Origin of the sequence: Actinacidiphila polyblastidii (genome assembly GCF_036353415.1) — a bacterium.
Lineage (GTDB): Bacteria > Actinomycetota > Actinomycetes > Streptomycetales > Streptomycetaceae > Actinacidiphila > Actinacidiphila polyblastidii.
Window position 1 is genome coordinate 41,639 of record NZ_JAZEWV010000020.1, and the last position, 21,638, is coordinate 63,276.

19 protein-coding genes, 1 tRNA gene and 4 pseudogenes are annotated in these 21,638 nt (G+C 68.3%); 12 read left to right on the top strand and 12 right to left on the bottom strand.

What is annotated here, in order from left to right; translation table 11 throughout:
- Positions 1-67: 67 nt before the first annotated feature.
- Positions 68-315, top strand: a pseudogene (locus V2S66_RS34720) (transposase); the annotation flags it as partial.
- Between the two features lie 156 nt (positions 316-471).
- Here the strand turns inward: V2S66_RS34720 and V2S66_RS22230 are convergent.
- The gene (locus V2S66_RS22230; RefSeq protein ID WP_330797693.1) at positions 472-663 is read right to left on the bottom strand and encodes a hypothetical protein; all 192 of its coding nucleotides are present in this window, start codon (positions 661-663) and stop codon (positions 472-474) included.
- A 126-nt stretch (positions 664-789) separates the two neighbouring features.
- Between V2S66_RS22230 and V2S66_RS22235 the strand changes: the two genes are divergently transcribed.
- Entirely contained in the window at positions 790-1,323 is a 534-nt protein-coding gene (locus tag V2S66_RS22235; protein WP_330797694.1) for a very short patch repair endonuclease, read from the top strand.
- A 5-nt stretch (positions 1,324-1,328) separates the two neighbouring features.
- Here V2S66_RS22235 and V2S66_RS22240 read toward each other — a convergent pair whose 3' ends face one another.
- Genes V2S66_RS22240 through V2S66_RS22250 form a run of 3 tightly spaced genes read right to left on the bottom strand, consistent with a single transcriptional unit; the run spans position 1,329 to position 5,411 of the window.
- Positions 1,329-2,135, bottom strand: coding sequence for a protein NO VEIN domain-containing protein (locus tag V2S66_RS22240; RefSeq protein ID WP_330797696.1), 807 nt, complete (start codon positions 2,133-2,135; stop codon positions 1,329-1,331).
- Positions 2,136-2,169: 34 nt separating this feature from the next.
- Positions 2,170-4,002, bottom strand: a complete 1,833-nt coding sequence (locus V2S66_RS22245; RefSeq protein WP_330797698.1) for a DEAD/DEAH box helicase — start codon at positions 4,000-4,002, stop codon at positions 2,170-2,172.
- A complete protein-coding gene (locus V2S66_RS22250; protein ID WP_330797700.1) occupies positions 4,002-5,411 on the bottom strand; it encodes a ParB N-terminal domain-containing protein in 1,410 nt (469 codons plus the stop codon). Before V2S66_RS22250 ends, V2S66_RS22245 begins: the two co-directional genes overlap by 1 nt.
- A gap of 128 nt (positions 5,412-5,539) precedes the next feature.
- Here V2S66_RS22250 and V2S66_RS22255 point away from each other — a divergent pair, with 128 nt between their 5' ends.
- Complete coding sequence (locus V2S66_RS22255; protein ID WP_330797702.1) at positions 5,540-6,223, top strand: RNA-binding protein; 684 nt, start codon at positions 5,540-5,542, stop codon at positions 6,221-6,223.
- A 272-nt stretch (positions 6,224-6,495) separates the two neighbouring features.
- The gene (locus V2S66_RS22260) at positions 6,496-7,863 is read left to right on the top strand and encodes a DNA cytosine methyltransferase (protein ID WP_330797703.1); all 1,368 of its coding nucleotides are present in this window, start codon (positions 6,496-6,498) and stop codon (positions 7,861-7,863) included.
- Positions 7,864-8,274: 411 nt separating this feature from the next.
- Here the strand turns inward: V2S66_RS22260 and V2S66_RS22265 are convergent, their stop codons facing one another.
- From V2S66_RS22265 to V2S66_RS22280, 4 genes and pseudogenes are all read right to left on the bottom strand, one after another.
- Positions 8,275-9,138 carry an NgoMIV family type II restriction endonuclease gene (locus V2S66_RS22265; RefSeq protein ID WP_330797705.1) on the bottom strand — a complete coding sequence of 288 codons (864 nt, stop codon included), beginning with the start codon at positions 9,136-9,138 and terminating at the stop codon, positions 8,275-8,277.
- Positions 9,139-9,249: 111 nt separating this feature from the next.
- On the bottom strand, positions 9,250-9,732 hold the full coding sequence (locus V2S66_RS22270) for an NUDIX domain-containing protein (RefSeq protein ID WP_330797707.1): 483 nt from the start codon (positions 9,730-9,732) through the stop codon (positions 9,250-9,252).
- Positions 9,733-9,758: 26 nt separating this feature from the next.
- On the bottom strand, positions 9,759-10,688 hold the full coding sequence (locus V2S66_RS22275; RefSeq protein ID WP_330797818.1) for an XRE family transcriptional regulator: 930 nt from the start codon (positions 10,686-10,688) through the stop codon (positions 9,759-9,761).
- A 155-nt stretch (positions 10,689-10,843) separates the two neighbouring features.
- Positions 10,844-10,984 (bottom strand): annotated as a pseudogene (locus tag V2S66_RS22280) (helix-turn-helix domain-containing protein); the annotation flags it as partial.
- 213 nt (positions 10,985-11,197) lie between these two features.
- Between V2S66_RS22280 and V2S66_RS22285 the strand changes: the two are divergent.
- The 6 genes and pseudogenes from V2S66_RS22285 to V2S66_RS34595 all read left to right on the top strand — a co-directional run.
- Entirely contained in the window at positions 11,198-11,575 is a 378-nt protein-coding gene (locus V2S66_RS22285; RefSeq protein WP_330797708.1) for an ATP-binding protein, read from the top strand.
- A gap of 82 nt (positions 11,576-11,657) precedes the next feature.
- Positions 11,658-12,515: a hypothetical protein gene (locus V2S66_RS22290; protein ID WP_330797710.1), complete on the top strand. Its 858-nt coding sequence runs from the start codon at positions 11,658-11,660 to the stop codon at positions 12,513-12,515.
- Complete coding sequence (locus V2S66_RS22295; RefSeq protein ID WP_330797711.1) at positions 12,515-12,739, top strand: hypothetical protein; 225 nt, start codon at positions 12,515-12,517, stop codon at positions 12,737-12,739. The genes V2S66_RS22290 and V2S66_RS22295 overlap by 1 nt, the downstream gene beginning before the upstream one ends.
- Positions 12,736-12,858: pseudogene (locus tag V2S66_RS34590) on the top strand (phosphoketolase family protein); the annotation flags it as partial. The gene V2S66_RS22295 and the pseudogene V2S66_RS34590, both read left to right, overlap by 4 nt.
- Positions 12,842-13,759: a phosphoketolase family protein gene (locus V2S66_RS22300; RefSeq protein WP_330797713.1), complete on the top strand. Its 918-nt coding sequence runs from the start codon at positions 12,842-12,844 to the stop codon at positions 13,757-13,759. The pseudogene V2S66_RS34590 and the gene V2S66_RS22300, both read left to right, overlap by 17 nt.
- Positions 13,756-14,700, top strand: a pseudogene (locus V2S66_RS34595) (LacI family DNA-binding transcriptional regulator); the annotation flags it as partial. The gene V2S66_RS22300 and the pseudogene V2S66_RS34595, both read left to right, overlap by 4 nt.
- A 612-nt stretch (positions 14,701-15,312) precedes the next feature.
- On the opposite strand, the gene V2S66_RS22305 reads toward V2S66_RS34595, so the two are convergent.
- Both V2S66_RS22305 and V2S66_RS22310 read right to left on the bottom strand, forming a co-directional pair.
- Positions 15,313-15,386: transfer RNA gene (locus tag V2S66_RS22305), tRNA-Pro, on the bottom strand.
- A 115-nt stretch (positions 15,387-15,501) separates the two neighbouring features.
- Complete coding sequence (locus tag V2S66_RS22310; protein ID WP_330797715.1) at positions 15,502-16,425, bottom strand: metallophosphoesterase; 924 nt, start codon at positions 16,423-16,425, stop codon at positions 15,502-15,504.
- Positions 16,426-16,546: 121 nt separating this feature from the next.
- Here V2S66_RS22310 and V2S66_RS22315 point away from each other — a divergent pair, with 121 nt between their 5' ends.
- Complete coding sequence (locus V2S66_RS22315) at positions 16,547-17,005, top strand: GatB/YqeY domain-containing protein (RefSeq protein ID WP_330797717.1); 459 nt, start codon at positions 16,547-16,549, stop codon at positions 17,003-17,005.
- Between the two features lie 143 nt (positions 17,006-17,148).
- On the opposite strand, the gene V2S66_RS22320 is transcribed toward V2S66_RS22315, so the two are convergent.
- Complete coding sequence (locus V2S66_RS22320; protein ID WP_330797718.1) at positions 17,149-19,497, bottom strand: transglycosylase domain-containing protein; 2,349 nt, start codon at positions 19,495-19,497, stop codon at positions 17,149-17,151.
- A gap of 386 nt (positions 19,498-19,883) precedes the next feature.
- Between V2S66_RS22320 and V2S66_RS22325 the strand changes: the two genes are divergently transcribed.
- Positions 19,884-20,216 (top strand): WhiB family transcriptional regulator, encoded by a 333-nt coding sequence (locus V2S66_RS22325; RefSeq protein ID WP_330797720.1) that lies wholly within the window; start codon positions 19,884-19,886, stop codon positions 20,214-20,216.
- A 73-nt stretch (positions 20,217-20,289) separates the two neighbouring features.
- On the opposite strand, the gene V2S66_RS22330 is transcribed toward V2S66_RS22325, so the two are convergent.
- Positions 20,290-21,627 carry an ArsA family ATPase gene (locus V2S66_RS22330; protein ID WP_330797722.1) on the bottom strand — a complete coding sequence of 446 codons (1,338 nt, stop codon included), beginning with the start codon at positions 21,625-21,627 and terminating at the stop codon, positions 20,290-20,292.
- Between the last annotated feature and the right edge of the window lie 11 nt (positions 21,628-21,638).

Genomic DNA, 21,638 nt, shown 5'->3' on the forward strand with positions numbered 1-21,638 from the left:
TGGTGCCCGCATAGATGAACGGCCGACTGATCTTCTCAGTGTCTAAGCCTCGAAGGAGATCAGCACGGTGACCGCACCTGACACTGGCCCCTGCACGCCCTGACCGGGAGAACCTGGCCTCGGCGAGTCCCGATGTGCTGCGCGCCGTGGTCGAGGCGTTCGCCGACACGGTGATGTCCGCCGAGACCGACGCGGTCTGCAACGCGGAATACGGGCAGGTCAGCGATGAACGCGTCAGCCAGCGCAACGGATACCGCTCACGCGAATGGGGACACCCGCGCCGACACCGTGGAAGTCGCGATCCCCAAGCTGCGCTCTTCCCCGACCCCACCGCCCTGATCCGCCTGGTCGGCGCCGTCCTGGCCGAGCAGAACGACGAATGGACCGAAGCCCGCCGCTACATGAGCCACGAACGGCTGGCCAGGACCAGCCACCCGATCGAGTCAGAAACCAACGAGACCAGGCCGCCGATTAGGTAAGCCGCCCAGTCTCGATCAGTTCGCTGGTCGCGTCGTGCTCGCGCCGAAGGACGATACGGCCGTCCCCCAGGCTGTAGGCGACAACCTTGGCCCCAGGCGAGAGTCCGGCTTCAGCGAGCAGGCCGAGGGGCAGGGCGACGGTTCCGTCATCGGAGATTGTGAGCTCGACAGGTTCGCGCAGCACGTTGTTTAGCGTCTCACAAGCCGGTGACGCCCCTTCCGGGGCTCCAGGCCTTCTAGGCTGCGTCATGCCCAGTCCGCCCATTGCCCTTGAAGGTCGCTTGTGGCCAGGCCTTAAACTGGTTGTGCGATGACTGACCAACCCCCCGGACCATCTACTACCACCTGGACTCCTCCCGCAGGATCCTGGGCGTCGTCCCCTGCGAACCGTCGAAGTATGCTCGGCAATCGCAATAGGGACACCTCTCCCGAGCGCGCTTTGCGCTCGCTGGTGCATGCTGCTGGGCTGAGGTACCGGGTTGCCGCCAAGCCGCTGCCGGGGATGCGCCGCACGGCTGACCTCGTCTTCCGGCCCACGCGTGTGGCCGTATTCGTCGACGGATGCTTCTGGCACGGCTGCCCGCTGCACTTCGTGCCGCCAAAAACGAATCCCGGGTACTGGCGCGAGAAGATCGGGCGCAATGTCCAGCGCGATCGCGATACAGATTCCCGCCTTGCCGACGCCGGCTGGCTGGTCATCCGGTTTTGGGAGCACGACCCGGCAGATTGGTGCTCTGAGACCGTCCGCGCCGCGGTTGTATCGCGCCGGGAGGCTCGGTTGGAGCGGAGTGGCTCTGGCGGGATAAACCTGTCCGACCCGGTGGCACAGCCTCTGGACAACTGAACCGGCTACCCAGGCCATCCAGCCGCTCCGGTGAGGAGCTCCGAGGAGTCCTCAACCAGCAGCGAGGCGATGCTCGGGATACCCGGTACCGGAACGCCGGGAGGCACGTCGAGGCGGCACGACTCCCATCGCCCGTAGGAATTCCGGTCACCTGGGGCCTGCGCCGTGATCCACTCCTTCGGGACCGTCGCGATTGCCTTGGGCTCCATCTCCTGACCGAGCCGCAGAGCGACAAGCTGCCATGCGGGGTCGTGCCGCATGGTCTCGAACTCGTTCCTTGAGAGGTAGACCGTAAGGCGCGCCCTGCGGGTGGTGGACTTGACCTCCAGATGAGCGCAGGCCAGGTCGGCGGCTACGGCGATGTCGTATCCGTGGCCGTCGGACCGCGCAGCGACATGGTCCACGCGGCCTTGAACCGACGCCGCCAGCAGGGCGACGAGTGCCAGCTCGCCCGCCAGTCCTATGCGGGAGCGCTCTGCGGTATCAACCTTGCCCCACGCCATGCGGATCTGCGCGTAGGCGTCGCCTTCGCTGATGCCTAGGACTTGAGCCGCGCGCAGTGCGTCGTCGGGAAGCTCGGCCGGGCCGCGCACAAGGATGTCGGCGTCGGGCAGCCAGGGTGCGCCGCTCCTTGCCACAGCGCTCTCGAAGACCCGGCGCGGGGCGGGCTCGCTGCTCTGCAGATCGCTCGCGAGACCGGTCTCGCGGATCCATGCGTAGGCCGAGTCGTACTGGGTCGGAGTGATGTCGCTGAACTCGCTATGGGTGGTCAGCAGGGCGCGGACGCGGGCGGTGCCGCTGGCCGGGAGCATCTCCAGCCAGCGGACAGCCGCGCGTAGGACGGGCTCAGGCGGCACGGGCACGGAGGTGGCCCATCAGTGCCTGGAGGTCGCGCTGGTCCAGGCCTCCGCCGAAGGCGGGCTCCTCGTCGAGGTCTGCCAGCCGCTGCACCGCCGGGTCGTCCAGGATGCGCCCAAGGAACTGGAGCTTGTCGCTCAGGCGCTGGTCGACGACCTCGTCGATAGTGCCTTCGGAAGCGAGCACGGTGATCCGGGTCTCGATATCGGGATCCAGTCCGAGGCGGTGGATCCGGTCGAGGCTCTGGAGGAACCGCCCCGCGGCGAAGTCCCGGTCGACGTAGACGGCATCGTGGCAGTCGTGGTGCAGGCTCATGCCCTCGCCCAGCGTGGCGGGGTTGGACAGGAGGACCATGCAGTCGGGATCTCTGCGGAACCGCTCGATCTGGGCCTCGCGGTCCTCGGTGGCCCCGTGGATAACGACCGGGGAGTACGCGGCGAGGATGCGCTCCAGTGTGTTCAGGCTCCGGATGAAGGTTGACCAGACCAGCGTCTTCCGGCCGCGGGCGGCGTTCTCCGCAACGATGGCCAGGACCTCCTGGTACTTCGGCGACATCTCGTAGCTGGGGAGGTCCCTCATGAGTTCGAAGAGCGGGGTGCCTTCGGCAGGCGCGAGTGGGGGCACCTGGTAGGCGAGGGGCTCGTACCGTGTCGTGCCCACTGATAGGAGGGCCGGGCTCGTCGCGGCCATCAGCATGTAGACGATGATCTTTCCAAGGGCTTGGAAGTCACCCTCGGAGCCGGCGGCCCGTGCGGAGAAGCGACCGATGAGTGCTTCGTAGACCTCCTGGTGGAGCGGGGGCATCTGGACGGTGCGCATGGTGGTGATTACTGGGGGCAGCCCGAGCTCGTCCTTAGTGGTGCGGGTGAACAGCGGCTTCAGTACTCGGCTGGCCTTGGCCAAGTCGCCGCCTGCGACAGCCTGGACCACTTTCTGCCTGCCGTGCCCGGGCCACACGAAGCCGAACAGGTTCTCCAGGTCCCTGACGCCGTTCGGCGCGGGCGTCCCGGTCAGGATCAGCCGGTGCCGGGCTCGCGGGCCCAGGGCGAGGCAGGCAGCCCCGTACGTGCCCGCCGCTCCGAGCTTCATCCGGTGCGCTTCGTCGAGCAGGAGCAATGAGGGCCGGGCGGACAGCCACTGGCCGAGTTCGTTCGCGGCACCGTCGAGGCGCTCGTAGTTCACGAGGAGCGAGTCCGCGGCCGAATCGGCGTCCCGGGAGAAGACATCCATGCGGAGCGGCTCGTCCAGGCAGTGGCGGTTCTCGTCCTGCCAGGCTTCATAGCAGGACTTCGGCCCGACGACGAGGAGTCGCTCGACAGCGCCTGCATGCCGCAGGGCTTGGAAGACTGCCAGGCCGACCCGGGTCTTCCCGGCTCCCGGTACAGAGAAGTTCGCGCCGTGCCGCAGGGACAGGAGTTTGGCCACGTCCCTGCGCTGGAACGGCGTGAGAGCGGCCCGCCAAGCCGGGCCGAGAAGGTTGGCCACCTGCTCGGGATCCACTTCTCCCGCGGGCTCCGCCCCGGGATCGAGGCGCCGAGCCACGGTCTGGGCATCCTTGGCCGAGTCGGTGGCCAAGGCGGCCAGCTGGGGGTCCCATACAACGCTGTCAGCCGCTGGCCAGGCGGCGAGCGCCACCAGGTTCGTGAGCAGCTCGTCGATCTCGACCTCAGCCGTTCCTGGCGACCGCTGCACGCTGCTGGTGAAGCGCAGCGCGAGGCGCCGGAGGTCGGCTTCGCAGCCGCTGCCGGCCCTAAGCCGGGCCTTCGTCATGCTGTCCCCGAATTCGATGGACAGGCTCGGCGGTGGAGGCGGTACCGGCATCAGCGTTCCTGCACCGCGTCGAGAAGCCAGGCGACACCGTCGCCGGGTGAGCTGAAAGTGCGGCCGGCCTGCTTCGCCAATCGGGCAAGGCTGGACCGGAGGGTGAGCAGCGCGTCGTCAAACGCGTCCTCGTCCAAGGCGCGCTTCTGCTTGGCCTCGGCGAACTCCGCGGCGCACTGGTTGACATAGTCGGCTGCATCGGTGAGGCGCTCGGGGACGGCGATGCGCCGCTTCCGCAGCAGGAGGCTCTCTCCGGCGAGTTTGACTGCTACATCGAAGGTCTTTCGTGCCGTGCGCATCGCCTCGCCTGCGGCCGCGACGTCTTCCGCCGGGAGCCTGTCAGAGGCTTGGGACGCGGCTTTGGCTTTGAGTAGGGCGTCAGTGAGCGCGCGCGTGGTTTTGACCGCGGCCGTCGCATCCGGAACGGCGACGTCCGGGAGGCCGGGGATGGAGACGGCAGCGGACTGCTGCTCCGCAGGGCGCAGCGTGGCAGGAAGCCTCTCCTCCAGGTAGCGGCTGTGGAAGTCGGCCTCGGCGAGGCGCACCGACGTCTTCGCGTAGTTCAGGACCACCATGGCCAACCGAGACTCCTTCAGCTGCTCTGCGGCGTCTGGGTCGGTGTGGGCCAGCGCCGTATAGTCACGGTGCAGCTCGCGCAGCTTCTCCTGGTGGTCCTCGAAGTCCACAAGCCGCAGGCCGACGCCGTCGTCGGTCGTGCTGCGCTCAATGGCCTCCCTGATCAGCTGGTGGACCCATCGGTCCTGTTGGAGAGTGCGGGGCTTGATGTTGAAGTCGCGCGCCACGTCCTCCTCGCGCCGTCCGCCCGCGAGTTCTTCCTCGATAGCGATGAGCCGGTTGACGTATGAGTATTCGCGGCGCTTGTCGCGGCGCAACTGGAGCGCCAGCTCCACGCTGTTGATATCGCGACGCGAAGTATCGGACGGCAGGACGCCGACGCGGATGTCCTTGATCCCCAGGTCTTTGAGTGCGGCGCAACGCGTGTTGCCGTCCACGAGGATGCCGTCAGGGCTGATGATGCCCGGCTCCTTCTGGCCGACGTCGTCGAGCTCGTCCCTCAGTGCCGTGTAGTCCGGGTCGATCTGGTGGGGGTTCGACGGGTTGCAGCTCAACAGGCGGCGCAGGTACTCCTGTGCGGGCTCGCTCCACGGCTCCTCCTCGAGGAGCTGGTTGCCTTCCGGTTCCAGGGTGCGCTGCGCGCGGATGCGGTGCGTGTCCGGGTTGTAGTAGAGCATGTCAACTGGCACAGAGATCACGTGCAGGTGCTTCTGCTCGCCGCGCCAGTCGACGGTGACCTTGGCCCCGTTCTCCCTCATGGCCTGCTCCAGGCGCTCCTCCACCAGAGAGCGGATCCTCTCCCCTTCCGGAGGGACGCCGAACTTCACCGCCATAGCAGGGGCCTCCTAGCCGACTGAAGCAACGAGCACTTCCCGCATCCTCTCAGGGATCACTGACAAGCAGGCCGCCGCTGACCGACAATCGACTCTCCACACCAGCGGAGAACGGAGCAGAAGTGCCGATGCCAGACTGGAACGACCGGGAGCTCAAGGCCGGAACCATGGTCCGCGGAGCCTTGTGGCTGGTCCAGGTAGTCGGCGAGGGCAACACCTTCACCAAGGAGCAGCTCCGCGAAGCGTTCCCCCGCATCTCCCAGGTGGACCGCCGCGTCCGCGACCTCCGCGACTTCGGGTGGGTCATTCTCACGAGCAGTGAGGACGCTTCCCTCGCCGCCGAGGACCAGCGGTTCATAGAAGCCGGGGTGCCCGTCTGGGACCCGGCCGCACGCCAGGCCAACGCCCCGCAGAAGACGATCTCCGCGAAGGAGAAGCGATCCGTTTTTGCCCGAGATGAGTACATGTGCACCGTTTGCGGCATCGCGGGTGGCGAGTCCTACGTGGAAGATCCCAATCGCACGGCGGTGCTCTCAGTCACCCGCCGCACGACTGTCCTGCCCGACGGGAGGGAGGAGGTCCTCCTGGTCGCCGAGTGCAAACGCTGCCGCGCCGGCTCCGACGGCAGCCCGGCCCGCGCAGACGAGGTGCTGGCCGATATCAAAGAGCTGGACGACGGGGACCGGCGTCGGCTCCTCCGGTGGATGGAGCGCGGCCGACGCGGCACCACAGCGCTGGAGCGGGCCTGGAACGCCTACCGGCGACTGCCAGGAGAAGCGCGTGGCGAGGTCAGGTCGGCGCTTGGAGAGTGACTAGTTACGGCCTTGCCTTGCACGGGCTCTCCCAGCGCAACTGGACGCGCAACCGTAGATCGGCAGCCCGGTCCCAGGCGCGCCTGGGTTGCCGTCTAGACTTCATTGTCTTGTCCGGCTCGCCGGTGCCAAAACGCTGACCTCAGCTGCTACCTGCGGCTATCGTGCAGCAACGGCCAATGTACGCAGTCGGATACCGGCTCCAGCTGCCGGACGCGGGCGACGCCGAGCGGTCTGCCCAGCCGCGCCGAGTGCCTCTGGAAGGAGATCCAATGTCGGCATCGAAGCCGGAGAAGCGGCTCGAGGTCGTCGAGATCTGCGCGGGCGCCGGAGGGCAGACCCTCGGACTGGAACGCGCCGGGTTCCGGCACCGGCTCGCGGTCGAGCTAGACCAGAGTGCATCAGACACCCTGCGCCACAACCTGAAGTACATCCTCGGCTACAGCGCGAAGGAAGCCGAGGATACGGTCCGGACGGGTGACGTTGCCGATCTTGAAACCTGGAATCCGAGCCAGCACAAGGGCGTCGACCTGCTTGCTGGCGGCGTTCCGTGTCCTCCCTTCAGCATCGCAGGAAAGCAGCTCGGAGCCAACGATGAGCGTGACCTCTTCGCCTGGGCAGTAGAGCTGTGCGGCAAGATCAAACCGAAAGCGCTGCTCCTCGAGAACGTACGCGGACTCAGCGCCAACCGGTTCGCGGCATACCGGCAGCACGTACTGGACCGCCTGAAAGAGCACGACTACATCGCGGAGTGGAAACTCCTGCACGCCAGCGAGTTCGGCGTCTCCCAACTCCGTCCGCGGTTCGTGCTCGTTGCGCTGCAGGAGGAGTATGCACCGTACTTCGAGTGGCCGCAGCCCCACGCCCATAAGCCGCCGACGGTCGGCGAGCTCCTCGAAGACCTGATGGCGAGCAACGGCTGGGAGCCTGAGCAGGTCGAGAAATGGGTCCTGGGAGCCAGTGACATCGCGCCGACAATCGTAGGCGGGTCGAAGAAGCACGGCGGCGCTGACCTCGGCCCTACCCGCGCCAAGCGGGCTTGGGACGAGCTCGGCGTGGACGGGCTGGGCATCCGCAATAACCCGCCGGAGCCAGGGTGGCGCCCGGAGAACGGCGCAAAGGGTCCGAAACTGACCACAGCCATGGTTGCACGCATCCAGGGCTGGGCCAGCATCGAGCCAGCGGGTGACGATGTGCCCACCGTCCATGAGGAGTTCCACTGGGAGTTCCTCGGCCGCAAGACGTCTGTCTACCGCCAGATCGGCAACGCCTTCCCGCCGCCTGTAGCTAAGGCCTTGGGCGTGTCGATCAGAAATGCTCTCCTCCAAGAAGGCGAACCGCGAACCCTCGTGGAAGCAACCGATGCTGTCCTCGACCCCGTCTACCGCCTCCTCCAGGAGAACGAGCGCGCACTGACTGTCGACCAGATCATCAGCAAACTCGCCAAGCACGGCCTGGTGATGGAGCAACCGGATGTCGAGCGCCATCTCAACCATTTGACCCACGACTTCGCCATGACCACGCAGCAGCGGTCCAACGGTGCCATCGCTTACCAGTTGGGCCAGTTCAAGGCGTTCCTCGGCCAGGAGGACCACCAGCGGCACGACAGGTTCATCAAGCACCGGGCGAAGATCAGCTGACTGTCTGCAATTTGCAGGCTGGCGCGGGACAGCCCTTCTGGTTGCGTTCCCCGAGTCCGGTCGCTGGCTGTTCGCTTTATTGCCGCTAGGAGCAGGAACTTGTCGACCCCTTTAGCGACTAACTAGGGGCTGGCCCGGGGTTCGGATCAAGCGATTGAGGTGAAAAGCTTCAACCGCATCATCGATCCGCGGAGGTGGTCCCGTCGCCGTCGGGCTCCAGCCCGATCCCAGTCCGGCGTCTCCATGCCATTCACGTTCGCCGGATCGCTCCAGCACCGGTGGCTGTTGCGCAAGCGGATTTCCCTTTTTCTTCGATTAGGTCCTGCTCCGCAGCGTCCAAGGTCTGTATGTGTCTTTTGCTGAGACGGGCGCAAATTGGCCACTTTTACCGCAAGTGTGGTCTAGGTATTTCTAGACGGTCAGATCCAGTGGTAGATCGCTGATGTCGCGCAGGCGTTTTCCGGCCACCAGTGTGCGGAGCATGTTAATTGCCTCATCGTTATCTGTCTGGTCGACTGCTTTGATTAGTTCTGGTAGGGCGAAGTGGTACACCGTGTCAATATCGCCAGTGCCCAGGGCTAGAGATGCTAGCCGTGAAGGCGAAGGTTCCCCCGTAACCACCGCAATGTGTGGTGTGCGTCCCTTCCTGTTTCGAATAATATTTAGTGCCTCTGAGCGTGCGTTCTGGGCGCGGTCGCTTCGCAATGTCCACTTGCAGGAAACTATTGCGTGGACAATAAGGCGCTCTTGGTTAGCCTTCCTGATGATGGCATATTGGCCAGAGTCGGCATCAACGAGTTCGCGTTGATAATTGATGGATCCATCTTCCTCGGGACTCCGCAACAGCAGGATGTCGGGGCTGATCTCGTATGAGTTTCCCAGTACGGAGGCAAGCGTTCGGTCGTTTTCGATGGCTTTTGCAAGGTCGGCCAGATGTGCGTAGGGTTCGTACTTGGAGATCTGATATTCGGCGCGCGATCCGCCGACATTCTCGATCGTCCAGCGGCCCGGGCGGAGCGCCTGAAACATGGGAAAGGTCTCGGCCAGAAAGTCTTCTACTGCCTCCTCGAACTGTTTGCCGGCTCGCTGACCCGTTAGTTTTGTTGGGACGATCTGAGCCGTAAGGTCCCGTGCGACGCTCAATGCGATGGCCCGGCTGGTATTTTGACTACTGTCCGCATTTGAAGCCACATTGTCCGCCGATAGGGACAGGGTGTGCCTGCTGACAAGATTTCCGTGGAAGCGATTCCTTGCAGCGGTAAGTGCCGACGCCACCTGAGAGATACTCCTAAAAGATTATTTGCCGAATGCCTTGCTTGTGAGTGCTGGCACCGATAGGACCGCTGTCGATTCGGGTGAGATCCGAGGGTTGATCGGCGACCTGAATTAGTGGCATGGCCCGGCGATGCCATTTTCAAGGTAGTCAGTTCCTCCGTGCTCTCTCGCCGCGAAGGCCGCGTGAATCCGGCGGGCAAGACGAGGGATCAGGAGCGCGTCAAGCTGGGGCTCGTCGTGGAAGGCGTACTCGCCGATCTCCACGCCGTCCGGGGTGATCTGGGCGCGGTCCGCGTCGGTGATGAGGCCGCCGTCGAAGACGAAGAGGAGCTTGTCGCCCTCGCTCGGGTGGGGTGCCCAGTCCGCGACGAGGAGGCGGCCGATGGGGGTGGTGAGGCCCAGCTCCTCCTTGAGCTCGCGGGCGGCGCCTTCACTCGGGGTCTCCCCGGGGTGGAGGTAGCCGCCGGGGATCTCCCAGCCGGGCTTGTAGGTCGGATTGACCAGGAGGACGCGGCCGACCTCGTCGAAGATGAGCACGCCGGCAGCGGTGCGGGGCTGGGCTACTTCCTCTTGTTGGGCCTGGGGCTCGCTCATGGCGACGACTGTAGTCGCTGCGCCCGTCACCCCACGATGCGGAGCCGCTGGGCGACGCCCGCGAGTTGGTGGCTCGGCTTGCCCTTTTGCTGCCGGACCCAGGCCGTCACCAGGTGGCGGGAGATGAAGTGGTAGCGGACCTGCTCGGGGGCGAGCTCCTCGGCGTCCAGGACGAGGGCCAGGGCCTCGTCGGTGCGGTTCTGGGCGCTATAGGCGCGGGCGACTTCGAGGGTGTGGCGGACGCGACGCTCCAGGGGAAGGGTGGAGGAGTCCACCCGCGGCCCCTGGTCGGCGGCGACCTGGACGTCGCCGAGCTCCATCGCGGCGGAGATGCGGTGGATGGCCGCGTTGGTGGGGCCGAAGGCCGTCCACATGTGGTTGGCGTCCTGCCCGAGGCGCTGGGCTGCTGCATCCGCTTCCGCCAGAAACGCGCGGACGGTTGCCCGGTCGTCGAGGCGGGCTGCGGCGACAGCCCCCACGAGGAAGAGGGTGCCGTAGACGGACACGTACGTCGGTGAGGCGTCGGGGAGCCCGTCCTCCAGGTAGCCGGCGGAGTCAGTGACGAGGTCGCGGGCGGCGGTGAGTCGACCGTTCGAGAGGAGGCAGTGGGCGACGGACCGGAAGAGCGAGCCCGTGACAACGCGGTCCCCCGACTCCTGCGCTGCTCCCAGCCCCCGGTCGGCTGCCATCCAGGCGAGATCCGCCTCGCCGATCTTCGTCAGCACCATGGCCGCACCCTGGTACGCCATCGCCAACAGCGCCTTGGCCTGGAGCTGGGCGTCTCCTTCGTAACTGCGCACTGCGCGCTGCGCATCAGCCAGGATGCCGGGGATCAGTCGGGTGGCCCGGGTGTACTTTGTATCCTGGTAGGCCGACCACGCTGAGCCGACCTCGGCACGCAGGATCTCCAGGTCAGGGAGGTTACTCGGCTCGTCAGCCGCGAGTAGGGGTGACATGCGCCTGTAGTCCATGAGTGCTTCGCGTAACCGAGGCACCGCTCCGGCCTGGCTGTTCCCGGCCCACTCCAGCAGCGACGGCTCGGCCAGAAGGTCGCCGGCTGCACGTCGAGGGCGTCCGCCAGAGCGTTGATCACCGACAGCCGGTCGAGGTCGATCCGGTTGTTTTCCACCTTGCTGAGCCAGTCGGCAGTCCGGCCGACCAGTCCGGCGAGCACCTCCTGCGGCATGCCTCGCCGTCGCCGGTGCCAGGCGACGCGTTCGCCGATGCTCAAACTGTCGGTCATCCCCTGCATGCCCCCAGCTTGGCGCTGCCCGGTTCACAGACCCCGGAAGAATTTTCCAGGTTCCTCGCGGTTCATCCTCCTAGCCTTCTGACGCGGCATCAAGCAGTCGTGCACGGTCTGCGCCTGCCGCTCAGCGAGCCGGGACATGACCGTCTCGCAGGGGATCGGGACGTTCCCTCGATCGGGTCCTCCGAGGCTGACGGCGGCTGTGTCGCCCTTCAGATGACCTTCCTGAACTTGCCCAGCTCCGTACCCGCCGTCCGCGCCCTGGTGCGGAGGGTCACCGCTGTATGGGGATACGAGACGCAGTTCATCGAGGACGCCGAGCTTGTCGCGTCCGAGCTCACTGCCAACGCGGTGCTTCACGCCCAGGATGACTGCGATCGTCTCGACGTGCGCCTCAAGCCGGCGCACCAGCGGCTCAGGATCGAAGTCGCAGACGCCGGCTCATACCTCCCCCACCAGAAGTCACCGGACTTCGCGGCGGAGAGGGGCCGCGGGCTGCCCCTGGTCGAGGCCCTCTGCGGGCGGTGGGGCGTCGTGCTCGAAACGCCGGGAGGCAAGACCGTCTGGGCCGAGCTCGTGACCAGCGAGCCATGAGACAGCCGGCCTCAGCCGTCAGTCGCAGGACGGCACACCGTCGGACTCGGCAAGCCCCGATTCGAACCCCTTCGGAGGATCCATGACCGCAGCCCTGAGCAAGACGTCGGCGCCGCTCACACTTCCCGCGGTGCGGCGAATGGCAGACGAGCACCACGTCCCGGTGGAGGACGCGCTGCTCATCGCGATCAACCTGTTCGGGATCGCATCCGTTCACGGCAGGCACAGGGCGCGCGTGTCCGTACGCCTCGCCTCCCGTCCGCATATTCCGTGGATGGTGATCGTTCCACTGAACGCGCAGACGTCCCCTTTCTCCTTACGGGGTGACGAGCTGTCGCTGGCCGACGTCCCGATCGGCAGCGTCGAGCGGGTGGCCGCCGACGAGGCGGTAGGCGGGTACTTCCGCGACGACGGGCGTGCGGCCACCCTCAACCCCAACGCCCGCAGCCGCTGCGTCGGTTGCGCGTTCTGTCCCAACACGCTGGAGGCCGCAGCTGATCCCCGGCTCGCGGAGGAGCGTCAGCTCAGCGAGTTGCTGGCCGCGATGACCGAACAGCACCCGCGTCGCAACCTGCGCGAGCTCGTCGAGGTCACGGTATCGACCGGTTGCTTCGAGCGGGAGCGTGCAGCCGTCGACCACCTGCTCGGCCTCCGCGAGGTGCTCGATGTGCACGGAGTGGGTGCCCGTATCGGCTTCCTCACCTCAATGATCGGCAGTAGCCAGGCGTTCGAGGAGCTTGCCGAGCACGTGGCGCCGTTCGTGCTGCGGCTCACGGCGGAGTGCTTCAGCCGAAGGGACCTGCTGCTGAAGGCCAGCAAGGCGATCCTGACCGCCGACGAGATGCCGCACGTTCTCCGGCGGGCAATGCAGGGCGGGTCACGGGACGTCGTTCACCTACGTTGTGGGTCTCGACAGTCTGGAGGGGCGTCGGCGAGCTGATGCCCTTCACCACGGAGTTCCCCAACTTCCAGGTGTACCAGGCCCACAACGCGATCATGGTCGGCCTCCGGGCGGACGGTTCGGACACCCTGGACTTCTACCTGCGAGCGAGGCAGGAGATCGAGCAGATCAGCGGACTCACCGGTCTGCGTCCGAAGGCGTGGGAGTGCTACCGGCCCCTCTGGTACTTCGCCTTCGGCGACGAGAGCCTGGTGGCCTCGTGACGAGTCAGGCGAACGCGCTGTGGCGGGCTGCCACCTACGTCTCGGTGGTGCTTCTCCACCTGGACGACAACGTCCTGCTGGCCGAGCCGCTTGAGGCCCGGCATGTCAAGCTGCGGCCGTCAGTCCATTGGGGGCACCGTTCCCGGCGCTGCGTGGGCGCTTGCGCACACCGTGCTTGCGGCAGGGGAAGCATCGCCCGATCGCGAGGTCGTACTGGTGCTGGGCGCGGGACACGCAGGGGTCGTACAGCTGGCGTTCGCGTGGCTGACCGGCGAGCTCGCCAGGCTTCGCCCCCAGTACTCCCGCGACGCCCAGGGGCTTGCCCGGCTCGCCCGCGACTTCCCCGAGACCGACGGACTCGGCTCCGAGGTCCACCCGCTTCTGGCGGCCGGAGCCGCTCCAGGCGGTTGTCTCGGCGGCGCACTGGCGTTCAGCCACGGCCTGGCCGCCGACGTCTCGGGCCGGGTCGTGGTGCCCGTCATCGGCGACGGCGAGTGTGAGACCCCTACGACCGCCGCCTCCTGGCTCGCGGCCCGCGCCTCGCAGAACAGCGCGGTGGTGCCCATCGTGCACGTCAATGGCTTCAGGATGGGTGACCGATCGCTGCAGGGCAGCATGGACGACGCGCAGCTCCGCGCGTATGCGGCCGGGCTGGGCTGGCGCGGCCGCGTAGTCGATGTCGCGGCAGGCTCGGACGACGAACATCGGGCCTTCCGCGCGGCACTCTCTGATGCGCTCGAGGAGTCGGCCAGCGGCGGCCGGGCAGCCGTGTTCCTCCGGTGCGTGAAGGGATGGAGCGGCCCGGACATCGTTGGCGGCCACCGAGTGTTGGGCACGGCCCGCGCCCACAAGACGCCCTTGAGCGGCGCCCGGGACGACGAACTCGAGCGGAGCAACTGGAGGAGTGGCTGGCCTCTTACCGCCCCGCCGAGCTGCTCGATGGCCGGGGCCACCCCGTGGGTGACCTCGCCGACGCACTGGAGGCGGCCAGATGGCACTCGGCTGCTCGGCCTGGCATGACGCCCTGGCCCAGCCCGTTCCACACAAGGAACCCCGGCAACGATCTGTTCGGGAACGTCATCGCCAAGGTCCTGCGGGGCCACGCCGCCTCTGGAGAATTCCGGGTCTTCAGCCCCGACGAACTCGCCTCGGACCACCTCGCGGAGCTGCAGGACGAACCTTGGGCGTCCGAAGTGCTGGCCGAAGAGGTCCTCCTGGGCTGGCTGTCCGGATGGACGGCGAGCGGACGGCGAGGCGTTTTGATCTCCTACGAGGCGTTCTCGCCCCTCCTCGCCGCAGGCATCGTCGGACATCTCAAGCACCGGCGTCTCGCCGTGGGCAAGCCGTCCCCCAGCCTCAACCTGCTGCTCACCTCCTACGGCTGGCACAACGTGTACACGCACGGCGATCCCTCCCTGGCCACCGTGCTCCTCGCCACCGGCGACCCTTCGGTACGCGTGCTGACGCCGACGGATCCGCGAAGGGCGGCTGTCGCCCTGGACGAGGCACTGGTTTCCGTCGGTCGCGTCAACGTCCTGATCGCCGGCAAGCACGCCACCGCGAACCACCCTGTCACCACGATCAGCGAGGAGCAGACGCACGTGCCCGGCTCACTCCGTGTCGAGTGGCAGCTCTACGAGCTGGACGGCGGCGAGTTCCACCGGTGCCCGCCGAGGGACGACTCCTACCGGACCATCGACACCCCGGACTTCCTGACGGGGTTGCTCGCGCGGCACGTCGCCGCCAAGCGGCCGGAGCCCTGCCGCTGCCACGGGCTGCGGTACGCCTTCAGCGGCTACAGCGCCGCCAACGGGGCAGCCCGCCGGCCGGGCGCGAAGCTCGTCGACGTCGCCCGCAAGGCGGGAGTATCCGCCGGGACTGTCTCCAATGTCCTCAACTGGCCCGACAGCGTTTCGGAGGACAGGCGGCGCCGCGTGGAGGCCGCCATCGCCGAGCTGCGGTACATCCGCAACGCCGCCTCAGGCGAACTCGCGGCCCACTGGCGGCGCAGCGGCTTTGCCTCCTGGCTCTTCTATCCAGCCACCACGGGCGCCTACCCGACCCGCGCCCCCTCCGACGCCCACCCCGTCCCGCTGCTCGCCGAGCCCTGGCCTGGCATCCCCGCCCGCGGGAGGGGCGCAGCCCAGCGCGCCCAGGCCTGCTGGGTCCCGATCGCCCCCGGTCTGACGCCGCACGGCCTCCGGCACACCCACCGGACGATCATGGAGGCGGCCGGCACCCCGCCCAAGCTCATGGACGAGCGCCTCGGCCACGAGGACGGCTCTGTCCAGGCCCGCTACTCCCACGTCACTCCGCGCATGCGCGCCCGTCTCATGGACGCGCTCACCGAGCAGTGGGAGGACGCACTCGAAGCCCGGCGCCAGATGAGCCCCGGCTCCCCGGTCGGGGCGCTCGACGTGCTCCTGAGATCGGGAGAAAGACCAGGCCAGGGGGTGGAAGAAGAGAGCCCTCGACCAAGATCGTCTCCCAATTTTCTCCCAAGACCCCCTCGGAACGCCGTGAGGGGCGGTCTTCCTGATCGGAAGACCGCCCCTCACCTGCGTGTTCACCAGTCGGGGTGGCGGGATTTGAACCCACGGCCTCTTCGTCCCGAACGAAGCGCGCTACCAAGCTGCGCCACACCCCGGTGCAACGTGGATTACTTTAGCGGACCCGGGGCCGGAGACGAAATCCGGTTTCGGGAGGTGGGGGCGGGGCGGTCCAGGGGGCCTGCCGGGGGCGCAAGGGGCGGCCCCGGGGGGCTACGTCAGGGTGAGGAGGGTGGCCTCGGGGGGGCAGGCGAAGCGGACCGGGGTGAAGCGGTTGGCGCCGCAGCCTGCGGAGACGTGGAGGTGGGAGGTGAAGCCGGTGGCCGTGTGGGTAGAGGCGCCCTTCACGCGGTCGGTGTCGAGGTCGCAGTTCGTGACCAGCGCGCCGTAGAAGGGGACGCAGACCTGGCCGCCGTGGGTGTGGCCGGCCAGGATCAGCGGGTAGCGGTCGGCGGTGAAGGCGTCCAGGACGCGCAGGTAGGGCGCGTGCACCAGGGCCAGGGTGAAGTCGGTGTCCGGGTCGGGGCCGCCGGCCACCGCGGCGTACCGGTCGCGCTTGATGTGCGGGTCGTCCAGGCCGGTGAGCCCGAGGACCGGGCCGTGGTCGAGCTTCACCCGGCCGCGCGAGTTGCTCAGGCCCACCCAGCCCGCCGCGTCGAACGCGTCCCGCAGGTCGCCCCACGGGTTCCTGATCACGCCGTGCGCGCTGTGGCTCTTGCCGTTCAGGCCGTGCTGGCCCCTGGCCTTCTCCACCAGGTACTTGGCCGGGTTGCGGAACTTGGGCCCGTAGTAGTCGTTCGACCCGAACACGTACGTGCCGGGGAACTGCATCAACGGCCCCAGCGCGTCGATGACCTCGGGGACCGCGGTGGGGTCGGAGAGGTTGTCCCCGGTGTTGACGACCAGGTCGGGGCGCAGGCCGGCCAGCGACTGCAGCCAGCGCCGCTTCTTCGTCTGTCCCGACACCATGTGGATGTCCGAGACCTGGAGGATGCGGATCGGCCGCATGCCGGGTGGCAGTACGGGGATCTGGACCCGGCGCAGGCGGAAGGACCGGGCTTCGAAACCGGCCGCGTACGCCACGCAGGCCGCGCCGGCTGCCGTCACTCCGAGGGGGATTCCGTATCGCGCGCGCATGCACCCCATCGTGTCAGAGTCCGGGGCGGTGGCGGGCCGGGGGCGGGGTCGCCCCGCCTCCGCCGAGGGCCGCAGGCTTAATGCGGCGCACCTACGCGCCCGCGGTGCGAAAATCGACCGCATGACCACCAGCCTCAAGCAGCGACTGCAGGACGACCTCACCACGGCGATCAGGAGCCGCGACGAACTGCGCTCCGCCACGATCCGGCTCACCCTCTCCGCCATCACCAACGAGGAGGTCTCGGGCAAGACCGCCCGCCGGCTCTCCGACGACGAGGTGCTGAAGGTGATCACGCGCGAGGCGAAGAAGCGGCGTGAGGCCGCCGAGGCGTTCGCGCAGGGCGGCCGGGCGGAGTCCGCGGAGCGGGAGCGGGCCGAGGGCGAGGTGCTCGCGGAGTACCTGCCGCAGCAGCTCGGCGACGAGGAGCTGGCGGAGATCGTACGGGCCGCGGTGGCCGAGTCCGGCGCGCAGGGGCCGCGGGCGATGGGCGCGGTCATGAAGATCGTCAACCCGAAGGTCGCCGGGCTCGCGGAGGGCGGCCGCGTCGCCGCAGAGGTCAGGAAGCAGCTCGCGGACTGACCTCCCGGCTGACTTCGGACCGAACCCCGGTCCCACCCGGTCCCACACGTAAGGGGCGCCCCACCTTGTGGAGCGCCCCTTACCTGGTCCCTCGGGCCCGGCGCCCGGCGGCCGATGTCGCAGCCGCTACCGCCGCCCGCCGCTCACGGCGTACCCCCCGCGTCGCCGCCGGACGGCAGGATCACCGGCGGCCACGGGTTGCCCGTCGCCCCGCTGGTGGTGCCGCCCGCCGCGCCGCCGGCCGCCGCGCCCGTGGTGGTCGCCCCCGCGGTCGTCGCGCCGGTCGCGCCGCCCGGGAGCCCGCCGTTCGCCCCGCCGGTCACCAGGCCGGTCGTGGCGCCCATGACGGTCGCGCCGCCCGTGCCGTGGCCCTTGTGCTTGCCGTCGCCGCCGCCCGGCTTGTTCGTGTTCTGCGGGTCGGGGGACGTGGACGGGTCGGGCAGGTTGAGCGGCACCAGGTGGAAGCTCTGCGGCTCGGTGCCTTCCAGCGCGCCGCTCACGATGTCCCGCCAGATCGGCGCGGGGCCGGTGGCGCCGTAGATCGGGTGGTAGGTGACCCCGCCGAACCGGACCTTGTTCATCTTGACCTGCTTGGCGCCGTCGCCGCCGATCCACACCGCCGCGGCGAGCTGCGGGGTGTAGCCGACGAACCAGGCCGCCTTGCGCTCGTCGGTGGTACCGGTCTTGCCGGCGGAGTCGCGGTCCTGGAGGCCGGCCTCGGTGCCCGTACCGTCGTCGACCACGCCCTTGAGCATGGTGGTGATGGTGTCGGCGGTGTTGGTCGACATCGCCTGGCCGCAGTGCTGCTTGGGCACCGGGATGGCCTTGCCCGCGGCGTCGGTGGCCGACTCGATGGCGATCGGCGTGCAGTAGGTGCCGCGGGCGGCGAAGGCGGCGTAGGCCGCGGCCATGTCCAGCGGCGAGGCCTCGTTCGAGCCGAGGGTGAAGGAGCCGCCGAGCGTCCACTGGCCGCCGCCGGCGCGCTGGGTCATGCCCAGCCGGTTGATCATCTGGGTGATCGGGCAGAGCCCCACCTGCGCCTCGAGGGAGACGAAGTAGGTGTTGATGGACTTCTGGAGCGCCTGGGGCATCGTGTACGGCCCGTTTTCCGAGTCGTTCTCGTTGGTGACGTTCACGCCCGGGTCGCGGTAGACGGTGTTGCCGCAGCCGGGGACGTCGGGATAGGGCATCTCGTGCGGCGACGGGTAGGACTGCGCGGGCTGGATGCCCTGCTCCAGCGCGGCGGCCGCGGTGAACGGCTTCATCGTCGAACCCGGCTGGTAGCCGGCGCCGCCGCCCATGCCGCGGTCGACCGAGAGGTTGATCTGCGTCTCGTTCTTGCCGAAGCCGTACGGGCGGGACTGCGCCATGGCGCGGATCTTGCCGGTGCCCGGCTCGACGACCGCGGCGGCGCTCGCGACCGGGTCGCTCTTGTACACGTGCTTGGAGATGCCGTGGATCGCCGCCGCCTGGGCCTTGGGCTCCAGGGTGGTGTGGATGGTCAGGCCGCCGGTGTTCCAGCGCGCGGAGCGGGCCTCCTTGGTCGCGCCGAAGGCGGCGTTCTGCAGGAAGGTCTCGCGCACGTAGTCGCAGAAGAAGCCGGCGCCGTTGACGGCGGTGATGCAGCCGTTCTTCGGCTTGCTGACCTTCAGGCCCAGCGGCGCCTTCTCGGCGGCGGCGGCCGCGGCCGGGGTGATGTCCTTGAGCTGCCCCATCCGCGCGAGCACGGTGTTGCGCCGCTTGAGCGCCTCGGTCTCGTCGTTGACCGGGTCGTAGCGGCTCGGGGACTGGACCAGGCCGGCCAGCATCGCGGCCTGGGGGATGCTCAGGTCCTTGGCGTGGACGCTGAAGTACCGCTCGGAGGCGGCCTCGATGCCGTACGCCTGCTCGCCGAAGAAGGTGATGTTGAGGTAGTTCTCCAGGATCTTCTTCTTGCCGAGCTCCTTCTCGACCTGGATCGCGTACTTCATCTCCTTGATCTTGCGGCCCACCGTCTGCGCCTGGGCCTGGGCGACCTTGTCGGCGTCGTCGCCCGCCTCCTCGACGAAGACGTTCTTCACGTACTGCTGGGTGAGGGTCGAGGCGCCCTGGGTGCCGCCGTCCGACGCGTTGTGGCTGAGCGCGCGCAGGATGCCCTTGAGGTCGAGCGCGCCGTGCTCGTAGTAGCGCGCGTCCTCGATGTCGACGATGGCCTTCAGTATGTTCGGGCTCATCTTCTCGATCGGCACGACCGTGCGGTCGCGGGAGTAGACGGTGGCGATGAGGCCGCCCTTGGCGTCGAGGATCTTCGACGCCTGGCTCAGCGTGGGTGCCTTGAGTTCGCCTGGCAGGTCGTCGAAGCCGGTCGCCGTGCCCTTCGCGGACAAGCCGAGTGCACCGACGGCCGGCAGGGTGATCCCTGCCAGGACGACGCCGGCCAGAACGCTGACACCGAGGAACTTGGCGGCTTGCTGGGCCGTCGACAGCCCCCCGCCGGAACGCTTGTGAGCCATGGAGAGCAGCCTACGTGCCAATTCTGAGGACGTGCGCCCAACTGTTCGCCTACTCTGTAACGGACAGGACGCGAACGCCGCACGCGTCGCTGTCTCCCGTCGTCACTCTTGTGAGTGATGAGAACTGTCCGAATTTCGGCATATGCCTGAGGTCTTGGGCCTCTCGGTGGGCGAACTTGTGGGATTCGTCCGAAAGATCCGATGTACTCCCCGGTCACTCCGCCGGGTGATCTCTCGTGCACGCATAGTCCATTCGGGCCATGCAAGATTGGGCCTGAAAGGGCTGTTGCGCCGCGCCTACCTTCCGTAACGTCCTCAACTGGCAACGGTGAATATGCCGGTTGCCGCCGTGGGGGAGCCTCGATTCGGGAGAGGACGGCGCCAGCATGAGCAGCTGGGTAACCGACTGGAGCACGCAGGCCGCGTGCAGGACGACTGATCCGGACGAGCTGTTCGTCCAGGGGGCGGCCCAGAACAGGGCCAAGGCGGTGTGCACCGGCTGCCCGGTGCGGACCGAGTGCCTGGCGGACGCGCTCGACAACCGGGTGGAGTTCGGTGTGTGGGGGGGGATGACCGAGCGTGAGCGCCGTGCGCTGCTGCGCCGCCGTCCGACGGTGACGTCGTGGCGCCGGCTGCTGGAGACGGCCCGTACCGAGTACGAGCAGAGCACGGGCCTGCTGCCGCTCGGTGACGAGGCGGACTACGCCGCGGCGGGCTGACGGTCGAGCCGGCCGGCCGCTGCGACCGGCCGCTTGACGTCGCTGGCCACCGACCGCCGGCCGCCGTACGGAGCTACGCCGCGGCCGGCTCGTCGCCGCCCAGCCGCAGACCGATCGCCCGCAGGCCCTCCAGATCGTGCACGTCGCCGGGCAGGGCCGTGACGTCGACCATGGGCACCTCGGGGTGCACGGAGACGAAGCGGTCGCGGGTGCGCCGTTCACGCGCGACCACCTGCATGCGTTCGGCGTGCAGGCGCAGAAGCCCTGCGGTGAAGCGGTCCGTACGGTCCTGGTCCTGCCGGTGGTCTCCCTCCGTACGGTTGCCGCCCCCCGTGGCGCCGGGAACAGTCTTCCCGGACGGATGATCGACAATGCGGGCGCCGTCAAGATTTTCCGGGCCGCCCGCCGCGTCCCGGCCACCCGCCTCCGCCTCGGCACCCTCCTCGGTGTCCGCCCCTTCCGCCGCGTCCGCGGCGTCCTCAAGGGACTCGGCCGCCGCCAGCGCGCGCTCCGCGGTGAGCCGGCCCGCGCCGCTGCCGTGCACCCGGTTGAGCACCAGGCCGGCCAGCGGCATGTCCTCCGCGGCGAGCCGCTCCACGAAGTACGCCGCCTCGCGCAGCGCGTCCCGTTCGGGCGCCGCGACCACCAGGAAGGCGGTACCCGGCGCCTGGAGCAGCCGGTATGTGGCGTCGGCCCGGGTGCGGAAGCCGCCGAACATGGTGTCCATTGCGGCCACGAAGGTCTGCACGTCGCGCAGCAGCGAGGCGCCCATCACCTTGCTGAGGGTGCCGGTCATCATCGACATCCCGATGTTCAGGAACTTCACCCCGGCCCGGCCGCCGACCTTCGCCGGCGCCATCAGCAGCTTGATGAAGCGGCCGTCGAGGAACGAGCCGAGCCGCTTCGGCGCGTCCAGGAAGTCCAGGGCGCTGCGGCTCGGCGGGGTGTCCACGATGATCAGGTCCCAGGCGTCCTGGGCGCGCAGCTGGCCCAGCTTCTCCATCGCCATGTACTCCTGCGTGCCCGCGAACCCCGCCGACAGCGACTGGTAGAAGGGGTTCTCCAGGATCGCCCTGGCCCGCTCCTGGTCGGAGTGCTGCACGACGACCTCGTCGAAGGTCCGCTTCATGTCGAGCATCATCGCGTGCAGCGATCCGCCCGCGGACCGATCGATTCCGGCCACCTCGCGCGGCGTGTTGTCGAGTTCGGTCAGGCCCATCGACTGGGCGAGGCGGCGCGCCGGGTCGATGGTGAGGACCACCGCGGTGCGGCCGCGCTCGGCGGCGCGCACGCCGAGCGCCGCCGCGGTGGTGGTCTTGCCGACGCCGCCGGAGCCGCAGCAGACGATGATGCGGGTCTTCGGGTCGTCCAGCAGCGGGTCGATCTCCAGCACGGGGCTGTCCAGGCTCATACGGTTCCTCG